The 13068-nt window shown below is 52.3% G+C and carries 12 protein-coding genes; all 12 read left to right on the top strand.

Going from position 1 to position 13068, the window contains the following annotated elements:
- Positions 1 to 135: 135 nt before the first annotated feature.
- The 12 genes from CHH75_RS19050 (at position 136) to CHH75_RS18995 (ending at position 13047) form a co-directional block, all read left to right on the top strand.
- Positions 136 to 741, top strand: coding sequence for a 3D domain-containing protein (locus CHH75_RS19050; protein WP_413773601.1), 606 nt, complete (start codon positions 136 to 138; stop codon positions 739 to 741).
- A gap of 133 nt (positions 742 to 874) precedes the next feature.
- Entirely contained in the window at positions 875 to 1072 is a 198-nt protein-coding gene (locus tag CHH75_RS19045) for a hypothetical protein (RefSeq protein WP_095266351.1), read from the top strand.
- Positions 1073 to 1277: 205 nt separating this feature from the next.
- Positions 1278 to 2327, top strand: coding sequence for a cell wall-active antibiotics response protein LiaF (gene liaF / locus CHH75_RS19040; RefSeq protein ID WP_095266352.1), 1050 nt, complete (start codon positions 1278 to 1280; stop codon positions 2325 to 2327).
- A gap of 11 nt (positions 2328 to 2338) precedes the next feature.
- On the top strand, positions 2339 to 3424 hold the full coding sequence (locus tag CHH75_RS19035) for a sensor histidine kinase (protein ID WP_095266423.1): 1086 nt from the start codon (positions 2339 to 2341) through the stop codon (positions 3422 to 3424).
- A 16-nt stretch (positions 3425 to 3440) separates the two neighbouring features.
- A complete protein-coding gene (locus CHH75_RS19030) occupies positions 3441 to 4094 on the top strand; it encodes a response regulator (protein ID WP_095266353.1) in 654 nt (217 codons plus the stop codon).
- A gap of 145 nt (positions 4095 to 4239) precedes the next feature.
- Positions 4240 to 5826, top strand: a complete 1587-nt coding sequence (locus CHH75_RS19025) for a S1C family serine protease (protein WP_095266354.1) — start codon at positions 4240 to 4242, stop codon at positions 5824 to 5826.
- A 132-nt stretch (positions 5827 to 5958) separates the two neighbouring features.
- A complete protein-coding gene (locus CHH75_RS19020) occupies positions 5959 to 6645 on the top strand; it encodes a response regulator transcription factor (protein WP_095266355.1) in 687 nt (228 codons plus the stop codon).
- Position 6646: 1 nt separating this feature from the next.
- A complete protein-coding gene (locus CHH75_RS19015; RefSeq protein ID WP_095266356.1) occupies positions 6647 to 8095 on the top strand; it encodes a sensor histidine kinase in 1449 nt (482 codons plus the stop codon).
- Positions 8096 to 8148: 53 nt separating this feature from the next.
- The gene (locus tag CHH75_RS19010; RefSeq protein WP_095398933.1) at positions 8149 to 9099 is read left to right on the top strand and encodes a 4-hydroxy-3-methylbut-2-enyl diphosphate reductase; all 951 of its coding nucleotides are present in this window, start codon (positions 8149 to 8151) and stop codon (positions 9097 to 9099) included.
- Between the two features lie 313 nt (positions 9100 to 9412).
- Complete coding sequence (locus tag CHH75_RS19005; RefSeq protein ID WP_095266358.1) at positions 9413 to 10369, top strand: ABC transporter permease; 957 nt, start codon at positions 9413 to 9415, stop codon at positions 10367 to 10369.
- Positions 10370 to 10400: 31 nt separating this feature from the next.
- Positions 10401 to 11297, top strand: coding sequence for a carbohydrate ABC transporter permease (locus tag CHH75_RS19000; protein ID WP_095266359.1), 897 nt, complete (start codon positions 10401 to 10403; stop codon positions 11295 to 11297).
- A gap of 76 nt (positions 11298 to 11373) precedes the next feature.
- On the top strand, positions 11374 to 13047 hold the full coding sequence (locus CHH75_RS18995; protein ID WP_095398932.1) for an extracellular solute-binding protein: 1674 nt from the start codon (positions 11374 to 11376) through the stop codon (positions 13045 to 13047).
- Positions 13048 to 13068: the final 21 nt, after the last annotated feature.

Genomic DNA, 13068 nt, shown 5'->3' with positions numbered 1-13068 from the left:
CAGGGGTTCTTTTTGTGCGGGCTCGTTATCGCTTGGCTGCTCGAACCGCCGGTAACGGCGAATGCAAGTCACTGGCAGCCGGTATTAAGTGATTCCTACAGCGTGTCCCACAGCGAACAGAAATCGAGCGCATTCATTGAAGGCTCAAGTTTTATGGAGATGGCGCATCTCTATGCCCTGAATTTGGTTAGCATCGGAAAAGTTAATAAACATATAACGCTTGCCGAAGACGAGCAGCAGCGCGATGATCACGGCGTCAAAGCAACCAGAAAAGGCGGCCATCCTTCGATGGCAGTACTGGCTCCAAGAGATGATCAGGTGCTGCATACGGTGACAGTGACGGCAACAGGATATACAGCAGGATATGAATCGACTGGTAAAAGACCCGGTCATCCCCAGTATGGCATTACGTATTCCGGGGTGAAGGTGAAGCGAGACCGAAATACGCTGTCCACGATCGCTGCCGATCCATCTGTATTTCCGCTGGGCAGCATTCTGTATATCCCGGGTTACGGGTACGGGATCGTCGCGGACATCGGCTCTGCCATCAAGGGTCGGAAGATCGATCTGTATTTTGCCACAACCGAGCAAGTGTATGAGGAGTGGGGTAAAAAGGATGTCGAGGTGCAGCTCATTCGAAAAGGCAGCGGAAAATGCACCGAAGCGATGTTGAAAAAGTTCGGAGAAGCGATTGAAACGTACCGTTTCCTGCCAAGCTCTGTGCTGGAGGAAGCGATTTGACCCCGGATTCCCGGCAGCCACTGGACTTACTACCCGAGCTCGCATAAGCCCCGCCGGTTCATCACATACTACTGTTCGGGGGCCAAACCCCTGAAGAGGATGATGGTATGAAGATAACCAGGAGGTGAAGACGGTGAAAAAGAATAAAGTTCAGGAAAACTTCAAGACACCGAACGAAAAGTTCAATGCCGAGTTTGCTGAAGATCAAAGCATTGCCAGCAACCCGAAGGGCAAATCGAAGGTTCAAGAGAACTACAAAAAACCAAACGAGAAGTTTGACGCGGAGTTTGGCGAGCTGAACGCGCCAGGCGACCACAAAACAAACCGTTAAGGTTAGTTAGCCGGTGGCAACCCTCGTTTCATGCTTTATACAAAACCCCTGCACTTGGCGGGGGTTTTTCTATATAGAAGACGTGATCCATTATTATCCAGTGCCTCGGTCTGGAGACCGAGTTGATTTTCATCCCGCCGCCGCTATATCGTTCCTTCAGGATGTTGTACACTGTAGTTACCAAAAGAAGTGAAGGCAAGGGGATGTGACCATGAGTAAAAAAGGATGGAGCCAGTTATTCGGCGGCCTGTTCCTGATCGGAATCGGCGTATTGTTTTTTCTAAATCAGCTTGGTTTTATTAATGTAAGCATCGGCTATCTCATATCGACATTCTGGCCGGTCATCTTGATCTGGTTCGGCCTGCAAAGCCTGATCTTTGCATCTGGTGCAGGGGTGCTGTGGGGCGCTTTGGTGCCAATTCTGCTTGGCCTTTATTTTCTGGGACGCAACCTGGGTTATGTATGGTTCTCGTTTGGAGATTTAATCAAATTTGCGATTCCGGTTGCTTTGATTCTGTTCGGCCTGCAGGTCATTCTACAGCCGAGAAATAACCGCCGGCCGCCTGAGCCGCCGCCTGCCCCGGAGCCTGACCGTCGGCAGAGCCCGATTCCGCCAGAGCCGCCGGAGGCCGTTCCGCTCGATTCTTCGCTTGATGAGGTGTTTGAACGCAAGTTTGGCAAACCGCAGCAGGAGCCGAAACAGGAGCATACCGATCATGCGAATCATAGGGATCATACGGCCGCATCCGGAAGAAGAGGCTACCGCTATGACGATACGGATCCGCATTACGGTTATAATGAAGAGGAGGGTCACCGGTACTACGAAGACCGAGATGACCCCAATAGAAGTGGCGCCAGATGGTCCCATCACGATACAGTGAATAAATCCGCTTTTATCGGGGATGTGCATATGGGCAAGGAATACTTTTCGCTGAAGCCGACCAACATCTCCCAGTTTATCGGGGATACGGTGCTCGACTTGACCAAAGCCCAGATTCCGTACGGCGAAACCCGCATTAACATTTCCGGATTTATCGGAGACGTCAAAGTGTTTGTACCGAATGATTCGGACCTCGGCATCCATGTGTCGACCAGCTCGTTTATCGGCGACATGAAGGTGCTGGATCAGAAGGAAGGAAGCGGATTTATGAGCAGCTCGGGCATCGAGAGCCCGTACTACAGGGAAGCAGGGAAGAGGATCCGCATTCATGTCAGCGTGTTTATCGGCGATATTAAAGTGAACAGGGTAGGGTAACCGGCATGTCGATGATGAGTTTTCTGAAGAATACTAAATGGGTGCTTATGCTGTATTTTCTGCTCATCGGAGCAGGAGTTGCCGTATTCCTGTACGCTGCGGACGAATGGGGATACATTCATATTCAGGACAACCGACTGTGGGTTTATTACTCGGTCGGTATTGTTCTGTTCACAGGCATTGCCGGCTATATCGCCGGACAACGGATTCAGCGTCCGCTGGATTTGCTGCATCTGAACATGCTACAGGTGGCCAAAGGCAATTTGACGGTCAGGCTGCCAGCCGCAGAAGACGGTTCTTTCGCGCGCGTCTATGAGGAATTCAACACCATGACCGAGGCGCTGGAGAAGAAGATGAAGCTGTTGCAGCGCTTGGGCGAGCAGGATGTGATCGAGAAGGAAATCGCCGCTGAAGCTGCAGTTTTGGAGGAACGCCGACGCATGGCAAGAGACTTGCATGATACGGTAAGCCAGCAGCTCTTTGCCATACACATGTCCGCTTCTTCATTACCAGCTGTACTCAAGAAAAATCCGGAGCATGGGGAGAAGGTGCTCTCCCAGTTAATCGAAATGTCCCATATTGCCCAGAAGCAGATGCGCGCGCTCATTGCACAGCTTCGCCCGGTAGAGCTGGAGGGTCGGACGCTCGAGGAGGCGCTGGAGCGCTGGTTCCCGGATTATTGCCGGCAGAACAGTCTCAAGGGCGTGAAGGATGTTGAGGTTTACGGCGGAGTGTCCGAGGCCATCGAGCATCAGCTGTTCCTAATCATTCAGGAGGCGGTGGCCAACATTGTCAAGCACGCGGGCGCGTCCATGGTCAGCATGTCGCTGCGCGAGGAAGAGAAGCGCGTTGTGCTCAGCATCAGTGATGATGGCTGCGGGTTTGACGATTTAACGCAGAAACAGGGCTCCTACGGGCTGTCCACGATGCGGGAGCGGGCAGAGAAGCTGGGGGGACAGGTGGATATTATAAGCCGGCAGGGGGCCGGCACCACCGTGCGCGTGAACATTCCGCTGTTCGGAGAAGAGAACGGCTCTGGAGGACCGTCCGATGAGCATGACGATCTTGAGGAGGAAGCCGCTGTGCCGGTGAAGTAAACAAGGGGGAAATGATATGGATACCATAAAGATCATGCTGGCCGATGACCACGATATGGTGCGGATGGGCCTGAAAACTTATTTATCGCTGGACCCCGGCTTCGAAGTCATTGACGAGGCTGCCAACGGACTCGAGGTGCTGGAGAAGCTGAGAAAAGCCCCGGATGCCCGGCCGGATCTGATTCTGATGGACTTGATGATGCCGATCATGAACGGGGCAGAGACGACCAAGGCGGTGATGTCGGAGTTTCCGGATCAGAAAATCGTCATTCTGACAAGCTTTCTGGAAGATGAGCTGGTTGTTGACTGCGTCGAGGCCGGAGCGGTAAGTTATGTGCTGAAGACCGTTTCCGCTGATGAGCTGATCTATGCGCTTCAGGGAGCCTATCGCGGCATGCCGGTGATGACCAAGGACGTGTCCGATGCGCTTACGCGCGGAATTCGCCGTCATATGGTCGATGAGGATCAATCCGGTTTGACCGAGCGGGAGAAGGAAGTGCTGCTGCTGATAGCGGAAGGAAAAAGCAATAAAGAGATCGGCGAGGAGCTCCATATCAGCATCAAAACGGTGAAAACTCATGTCAGCAACCTGCTGATGAAATGCGAGCTGGAGGACAGAACCCAGCTGGCGATATACGCCCACCGAAAAGGCTGGGTGAAAACGCAATAAACGCTGTTTTAGCCGGGGAGAGCCGTCTTTTTATCTGCCTTTTAATTGTTTTTAAGGTACTATTAAGGTTTATAGTACACAATAGAAACAGTTAGTCATGTAGCACTTGGAATCAAGTGATTTAACATAGGAGGTAAAGACACTTATGGACGATCAGAGAAAACGCTTCGGATACCCCGACGAAGAACCTGAACAGAAACAGAAACAAGAGGAGTCTTCTTCATCGAATGAATCATCCTACTATTATTCGTACGGACCGTTCCGGTCTATTTCAAACGATAACGATTCAGAGGGGCGGGATGGTTATCGGCAGATGGAGCCCCAGCAGGTGGAGGTGACGGCTCCGGAGCCTGTGAAGCCGGTTCCGACAGGACTGACGCGGCAGTCTTCCGGCGGAGAAGGACAGGGCGGAGGCCTGCCGGACAACGCGAATCGCAACCGGAACCGGAACTATAGTTCCAGGCCGAGAAGCTCCTTCAAATCGTTATTTCTATCCTTCATGGCCGGGGTGCTCGTCATTTCAGGCCTGATGTTTGCTGCGGACCGGACGAACATGTTTACGCCGGAGGCCGCCTTGTCGTCTGGTGGCGATGCACCGGTGACCGAGTCCCAGCCGACCAATAGCGGCGGGGCGACGCCGGCCGCCGTGTCGATCCCGACGAATGCGAATGACGTATCGAGCGTCGTGGATCAAGCCAGCCCGTCGGTTGTGCTGATCAATACCTTTGTCAAGAGCAGCAACGCCCGCAGCGCGAACCCGTACGGGAATGACCCGTTCTGGTACTTTTTCGGCGGCGGTCGAAGCGGCAGCGAAGGAAGTGAGAGCGAGGGAAGCGGAAACGACGAATCCCTCCGGGCGCAGGGCATTGGCTCTGGCTTCATCTTTGACAAGGAAGGCTACATTCTGACGAATGAGCATGTTATCCATGGCGCGGACGTGATCCAGGTTACGCTCCAAGGAAACAAGAAGCCTTATGAAGCGAAGCTGCTCGGGTCCAGCTATGAGCTTGACTTGGCGGTGCTGAAGATCGAAGGGGACGAGGATTTCCCGACGGTGGCACTTGGGGATTCGGAGGCATTGAAAGTGGGTGAATGGCTGGTTGCCATCGGGAACCCGCAAGGATTTGACCATACGGTCACAGCCGGGGTGCTCAGCTCCAAGGAGCGCAGCATCGAAATTCCAGGAACGAACAATGAAGCGGACCGTAACTACAAAAATCTGCTGCAAACCGATGCGTCCATCAACCCGGGGAACTCGGGCGGCCCGCTGCTTAACCTGAAGGGTGAAGTTATCGGAATGAACGTAGCTGTCAGCTCCCAGGCACAGGGCATCGGGTTTGCGATTCCTTCCAGCACGATCAAGGAAGCGGTCGACTATCTGAAGAACGGCCAGGATGTGCCGAAGGATCCGGTTCCGTTCATTGGCGCAGAACTGGGCACCGTGACCTCCCAAATTGCCCAGCAGCTTGGGACCGATGTGACGGAAGGATCTTATGTGAACAGCGTCGTCTTCGGTTCGCCGGCATATCAGGCGGATCTGAGACAGTACGATATCATTGTGGGGGTTGACGGACAGAAATATCCGACCCACCTGGATCTGATCGAATTCATCCAGAGCAAAAATGTCGGTGATGATATTACACTGAATGTCATTCGCAATGGCAAGCAGATCGATCTGCCGCTCACGATCGGTGATCGGAACGAATTTGAACAATCCCAGCAGCGGCGTTAACGCCATACATGAAGGGACGAACAAGCGGAAGGGAAGAAGCCTTCCGCTTGTCTTGCATTAAACCGGACCGATATAATGGGGTTGGAATAAGTAAGCAACAGATGCTGATTCATAGATAGAGGAGATGCCGTGATGCGATCCCGAATATTAATAGTAGATGATGATGACAAAATTATATCAATGCTGCGCAGAGGGCTTGCGTTCGAGGGTTATGATGTCATGACTGCCTCCAATGGTGCAGAGGGCCTCAAAATGATCCTCGCCGAGGAGCCCGATGCGGTCATTCTGGATGTGATGATGCCGCAGGTGGACGGCTTTGAGGCGCTCAGGAGGCTGCGCGAAGGCGGAAGCACCGTGCCTGTCCTGATGCTGACCGCCAAGGATGAGGTGGAGAATCGGGTAAAGGGGCTCGATATCGGGGCGGATGATTATCTTGTGAAGCCGTTTGCGCTCGAAGAGCTTTTGGCCCGCGTCAGAGCTTTGCTGCGCCGGAAACCGAGCGACGATTCCTCCAGCCAGCGTCTTACCTTCGAGGATCTTGTCTTGGACACGGATTCAAGAGAGGTGCTGCGCGGCGGACGGCGGCTTGAACTGACGGCGAAGGAATTCGAGCTGCTCCATCTATTTATGCAAAATCCAAGGCGCGTGCTGTCACGCGATACGATTATGGATAAAATCTGGGGATATGATTACAGCGGGGAATCCAACGTGCTTGAGGTTTATATTGCCATGCTTCGCCAGAAGACGGAGGAGAACGGGGGCAAAAGGCTGATCCAGACGATTCGCGGAGCAGGGTATATTTTAAGAGGAGACAGCTAGCATGTCGATACGGTTGCGGCTTACAGCATGGTATACAAGCATTCTATTCGTGACGCTGGTCATATTCAGCACGGCGATTTATACTTTTGTGAATCTGTACACGTACAGTGAACTCGAGCAGCGCATCCGGCAGCAGGCCAAAAGAGTGAGCTTTGGTCAAGGCATCATTGAGGTGCTGCCGAACCGCTCCTCGGAAATTCGGCTGGAGGATATGGACTTGTATGTCCAGACGTTCACGATTCGCAATAACTCGACCTGGCGATCGGATAATATGAAATTCAGCGGGTTGATGTTTGAAGTGCCAGGTGTGGAGAAAGCGGCGACCGAGGCATTTTTCTCCAAAGTCAGCCTCGGGGGCAACCCGTTCCTGGTCTACAGTCACCCCGTGATTGAGCAATACACGGGCAGCCTGGCCGGATGGCTCCAGATTGGTGCAAGCACAAGGCAAATTGAGGATACGCTCAAGCAGCTTCAGACCATCCTGATCATGGGATCGGCGGCTACGCTGGTCATTGCTTCTTCCTTCGGGCTGTTCCTGGCCCGCAAGTCGATCAGCCCGATCGGCAAGGTGACGGAAGCGGCCGAGCGCATCCAGAAGGGGACGGACTTGAGCCTGCGGATTGAGTATGATGGGCCGCCGGATGAAATCGGACAACTGATCGGGACATTTAACGGGATGTTGTCCCGGACCGAAGGCTTTTACAAAGAACTGGAGGACGCGTATGCGGCGCAGCGGCGCTTTGTCTCCGATGCTTCGCATGAGCTGAGAACACCGCTGACGACCATTCGCGGCAATGTCGATCTGCTGCATAAAATATGGACTTCCCCGCCCGAGGATCGGCCGGATCTGGATGAAGAGGCGCTGAAGCAAATATCGATGGAGGCGATCGGGGATATTGCCGATGAGGCGAGACGGATGAGCCGGCTGGTGAACGATATGTTGTCTCTGGCCCGGGCGGATACCGGAAAGACGTTTGAGAAATCGGCCATACCGCTTCGGCCGTTGCTTGAAGAGGTCGCCCGGAGAGCGCAATTTTTGAAAAGAACCGCGGCCTGGAAGGTCGGGGATTTCATGATGCTAGGCAGTATCTACATCAATGGTAACAAAGATTATTTGCAGCAAATGCTGTTCATTTTCATCGAGAATGCGTTCAAATATACGCCGGAGGGCGTGGTGTCGCTCGATGCTGTGCTGTACAAGGGACAGGTCGGCATCCGGATTGCGGACACCGGCATCGGCATGGATAAAGACGAGGTGCCGCATATCTTCGACCGCTTCTATCGGGCGGACCAATCCCGGGGAGTAACCGAAGGTACCGGCCTTGGACTGTCCATTGCCAAATGGATTATTGATGTCCATGAAGGCTCTGTGGAAGTGGTGACGAAGCGGGGCGAAGGCAGCACGTTTATTATATGGCTTCCGCTCGTTTTTGCTCCTCCTCTTGAATAGAGGTATAATGAACAGGTACAGCGGTAATTTTCGTGGGAAGCAGGTGAGGATCAGTGGAAGTGATTAAAATATCGCCGAGAGGATACTGCTACGGTGTTGTGGATGCGATGGTGCTGGCACGGCAAGCGGCGCAGAATCTCGATCTTCCTCGGCCTATCTATATACTGGGCATGATTGTCCATAACAGTCATGTGACAAAATCCTTTGAGGATGAAGGCATTATTACGCTCGACGGGCCCAACCGTGTGGAGATTCTAAACCAGGTGGAGAGCGGAACCGTCATTTTTACGGCGCACGGGGTATCCCCGGAGGTTCGGAAGCTGGCTCGCGACAAAGGTCTGACAACCTTGGACGCCACCTGTCCGGATGTGACCAAAACACATGACCTGATTCGTGAAAAGGCGGCCGACGGCTATGAGATTATCTACATCGGGAAGAAAGGCCATCCCGAGCCGGAGGGAGCCATCGGCATTGCACCGGAGCATGTTCATCTGATCGAGACGGAGGATGAGATCGACCAGCTTGACATCCCTTCATCGAGAATCATTATCACGAACCAGACGACGATGAGCCAGTGGGATATTAAGCATATTATGAGCAAGCTGCTCGCAAGGTTTCCCGGCGCGGAGATTCATAATGAGATCTGCCTGGCAACCCAGGTGCGTCAGGAGGCGGTTGCAGAGCAGGCAGGTCAGGCCGATCTGGTCATTGTCGTCGGGGATCCGCGCAGCAACAACTCGAACCGTCTCGCACAGGTGTCTGAAGAGATTGCAGGTGTGACGGCATACCGGATCGGAGATGTGTCAGAGCTGAAGCGGGAATGGCTGGAAGGCGTGAACAAGGTGGCGGTCACGTCGGGCGCATCCACGCCGACGCCGATTACGAAAGAGGTTATTGCCTATCTGGAGCAGTATGAACATGACCGTCCGGAGACTTGGGAGATCAAGCGGACGATCAATATGAGCAAGCTGCTGCCGCCGGTTCGGACGAAGAGCAAGGCGTAGTGGAACTGCACCCCCTTGTTAGACACCGTCTAACGTTGGAGGTGCAGTTTTTTATGTTTTTCATCCTAGGTTACAGGAATCAGGCGCAAGCACCGTGGCGCTTGACCGGGATGAATCGGTGGCAAGGGACGGCCCCCCCCCTGTGTGATTCTTGCTGCGTGACATTAACTTCTCACTCGATGTAAGCGTTTTATTTTTGGATTGATAAGTATCATTTTTCGTTGATTAGGCAAATAGTCATACCCGCGCCCTTCGATTACAATTTGATTCATAGACAAACTGTACGATAGGGGCACAAGCGGGAGGGAAGATTATGGCACAGATCTCAATGGAGCAGAAACCTGTTCCCAAACGGAAGAAAGATAACCTCGCGGTTCGTTTTGCGAAGCAGTGGGACATTCAGCTGATGGTTCTTCCGGCACTGGCATTGATTTTTGTATTTAGTTACATCCCAATGTACGGCATCCTGATGGCTTTCCAGGATTATAACATTTTCAAAGGTATGGCAGAGAGTCCATGGGCAGGCCTGAAGCATTTCCGAATGTTCTTCGAGGCTCCCGAGTTTGCGAACGTCATGCGCAACACCATCGTCATCAGTCTCCTCAAGTTTTTCATCGGCTTTCCGGCGCCCATCCTGTTGGCGCTGATGCTGAATGAGGTCAGACATATGTTCTTCAAGCGGATGGTACAGACGGTCAGCTACTTGCCGCACTTTCTGTCCTGGGTTATCGTGTCGGGTTTTGTGATCTCCATGCTCTCGACCGACAATGGAAGCGTGAACATTCTGCTGACGAATCTGAATCTGGTGGAGGAGCCAATCAATTTCCTCTCAATTCCGGAGTACTTCTGGGCGATTCTCGTAACGACAGGAGTATGGAAGGAGATCGGATTCTCGTCGATCGTATATTTGGCCGCTGTGGCGGGCGTTGACCCGCATATGTACGAAGCGGCAGATATGGATGGCGCGAGCAAGTTCCGGCAAATCTTCACCATTACACTTCCATCGATCATGCCGGTGGTTATCATTTTCATGATTCTGTCGATCGGCAATCTGCTGAGTGCAGGCTTTGAGGATATTTTGCTCCTGGCGAAAAACCCGGTGCTGAGAGAGGTTTCCGACGTCATTGATACGTATGTCTACCGAATCGGTATCGAAAATTCTCGTTTCTCATACGCAACGGCTGTAGGCTTGTTCAAAGCAGTGATCAGCGTCATGCTGCTGACGATAGCGAACTTGATCGCACGCCGGTCAGGAAACAGTCTATGGTAATCAAACATCCTGAGGAAGGGAGCGGGTAGCATTGGTACGTCTTGGATTTGGGGACCGCGTAATGATGGTCGTAATATACATTTTTCTTACACTGCTGGCTTTTGTGACATTTTATCCGTTTTGGAATGCGCTAGTCGTGTCGTTGAATACCGGAGCGGATACGGCAATGGGGGGTGTCACCTTCTGGCCGAGAAGCTTTACACTGGAGAACTATGAGATTGTCTTTCAAGATAAGCGGCTGCTGAACGGCTTTGCAATTTCGGTGGCCCGTACGGTAGTCGGTACGTTCTGTTCGATTCTGGTAACCTCCATCTTCGCTTACGGAATGACCAAGCGTGAGCTGATTGGACGTAAATATTATATGATCATGTGTATCATCACCATGTACTTCGGCGGGGGCTTGATCCCGAGCTTCATGCTGATTCGCAGCCTCGGGCTGATGGATTCCTTCTGGGTGTACATTATTCCGACGCTTGTAAGCGTGTGGAATATGATCATCTTCCGTACCTTCTTCCAGGGGCTTCCGGCCGGTCTGGAGGAATCGGCAAAAATTGACGGCTCCGGTAACTGGGGGATCTTCTTCCGAATTATTCTGCCGCTGTCCGGTCCGGTCATCGCGACCCTGTCGCTGTTCACTGCGGTCGGGCACTGGAATGAATGGTTCCTCCCAAGTATCTATATTTCGAAAAACGAGTTGCTGCCGATTCAGACTATTCTGAATCAGATTCTGAACTCGAACATCATGTCAGAGCAGATGAGCAACCTGGATTCGGCTTCGCAAGCGGTCTTGTCCAGAATGCAAAGCGTAACCACCAAATCGCTGTCCATGGCAACGATGATTGTGGCCACGATTCCGATCATTATGGTCTATCCGTTTGTCCAAAAGCATTTCGTTAAAGGGGTTCTGATTGGTTCCTTGAAGGAATAGCTTATCTGTCTGTTGTTTGAAGCCGAGGAGGCTTTAGACATAAATAAAGAGGGAAGAACGAAAGGGGAATTCGAGAATGAGGCAAAGAAAAAAATCGCTGTCCACATCGCTGATCATATTGCTGGCAGCTATGCTGATGCTTTCCGCCTGCAGCGGGGGAGGCAATTCGAATACGGCGGAACCGACGCCGACGCCATCCGATAACGGGACCGAGAACAATACCTCCGCTGAATCCGACACATATGTGCTAGGTGAGGAGCCGCTGGAATTCAGCTTCTACGGTCACTATGACTGGTACACAATGCCGAACTGGGGCGATGATGACGCTACGAAATGGATTAAAGAGAACAAAAAAGTCAACGTAGTTCCTATCAACTCCCAAGGCAACGCGCAGCAGAAATTCAGCACGATGATTGCCTCCGGTCAGCTGCCGGACGTCATCTGGATGGAGCGCGGACCGGACGTCGATAAGCTTCGTCAGGCCGATATGCTGGTTCCATTTGATGATTATCTCGATAAATACCCGAACCTGAAGCAGTGGCTCGGCGAAGAAGGAATTAACATGCTTCGTTCCGAAGACGGCAAGCTGTATCAGTTCCCGAACTGGTATACGAGCCAGCCGAACGGCAACGCAGGTTATGTTGTGAACAAAAAGATTTACGAGGAGCTCGGTGAGCCTCCACTGGAAACAACCGATGATCTGTACAACTACCTCGTAGCTGTTAAAGAGAAGTACGGCAATCAGGTTGTGCCTTACGAGCCGGGTATCGAAGGTCAAGGTATCGAAACGCTGTACTCTGCTTTTAGAGAAAATGCGTTGACACGCTGGATTTCGATCCGCGGTGTTCCTGAAGGTGACCAATTGACATCGATCTTCCTGGATCCGACATTCCGCGAGTCGATGCAGTACGCTGCGAAGCTGTTCCGCGAAAGACTGATCACGCAAGACGCAATGACACAAACTGCTGACCAGGTGAAAGAGAAAGTTATGGCTGGCCGTGTTGCCGTATATTCGGCATCCAGCCCGACCGAGAATGCGATGAATGCGCATGTTGAATTGACGGCTCAAGATCCGGATGCAGGTTACTTCATGATCTGGCCGATTGCGAAGCCAGGTCTGGATAAGAACAAAATCTTCCCGGGCACTTACAACCAGCTCGGCTGGAACGTAAGCGTCATTACAAAAGCAGCCAAGGATCCTGAAGCGATCTTCGCTTTCCTGGATTGGTATACTGGACCGGAAGGTCAAGCGATCCTCATGTGGGGACCTGAAGGCGGATACTGGGATGGTTGGGAAGAAGAAGGGGTAATGCCGAAGTTCACAGAGAAATACGTGACGGATGCGGCAGGCCTCGGCAAGCTTCAAGCAACTACGACGAATGTTCAATGGAACGGTAACACGGTGTTTATCGACCAGGCAAAAGCCAAGTACGAAAGCACGCTTCCTGAGGAACAGCGTAACTGGTCCACACGTTGGCAGTATGAAATTACTTGGAAAACACAAGCTAACGCTACCGAATTTATTAACCTCGATCCGGCTCCGGACAGCGAGGAAGGAATTATTCGTCAACGCGTAGAAGATATCTTTACAGAAGCTAGAGCGAAAGCCCTGTATGCGAAAGATGATGCAGAAGTATTGGCCATTCTCGACAAGGCTGAGGCGGATGCACAAACAGCTGGTTTCGACAAGCTTCTGGCATTCAAAACGCAAAAATGGCAAGAGAACCTGGCCAAAATGCGTGGGGAATAACAATATAATGAGAAACGTAAG

The organism is Paenibacillus sp. 7541 (genome assembly GCF_002276395.1).
Taxonomy (GTDB): domain Bacteria; phylum Bacillota; class Bacilli; order Paenibacillales; family Paenibacillaceae; genus Paenibacillus_AQ; species Paenibacillus_AQ campinasensis.
Note: the sequence above shows the minus strand (reverse complement) of the source record. Positions and strands in the feature narration are given on the sequence as shown.

What these genes read in the sequence shown, in the direction of transcription:
- CHH75_RS19015 (WP_095266356.1), top strand. Translation starts at nt 6,647, where the DNA reads ATGTCGATACGGTTGCGGCTTACAGCATGGTATACAAGCATTCTATTC.
- CHH75_RS19030 (WP_095266353.1), top strand. Translation starts at nt 3,441, where the DNA reads ATGGATACCATAAAGATCATGCTGGCCGATGACCACGATATGGTGCGG.
- CHH75_RS19035 (WP_095266423.1), top strand. Translation starts at nt 2,339, where the DNA reads ATGATGAGTTTTCTGAAGAATACTAAATGGGTGCTTATGCTGTATTTT.
- CHH75_RS19005 (WP_095266358.1), top strand. Translation starts at nt 9,413, where the DNA reads ATGGCACAGATCTCAATGGAGCAGAAACCTGTTCCCAAACGGAAGAAA.
- CHH75_RS19020 (WP_095266355.1), top strand. Translation starts at nt 5,959, where the DNA reads ATGCGATCCCGAATATTAATAGTAGATGATGATGACAAAATTATATCA.
- CHH75_RS19025 (WP_095266354.1), top strand. Translation starts at nt 4,240, where the DNA reads ATGGACGATCAGAGAAAACGCTTCGGATACCCCGACGAAGAACCTGAA.
- CHH75_RS18995 (WP_095398932.1), top strand. Translation starts at nt 11,374, where the DNA reads ATGAGGCAAAGAAAAAAATCGCTGTCCACATCGCTGATCATATTGCTG.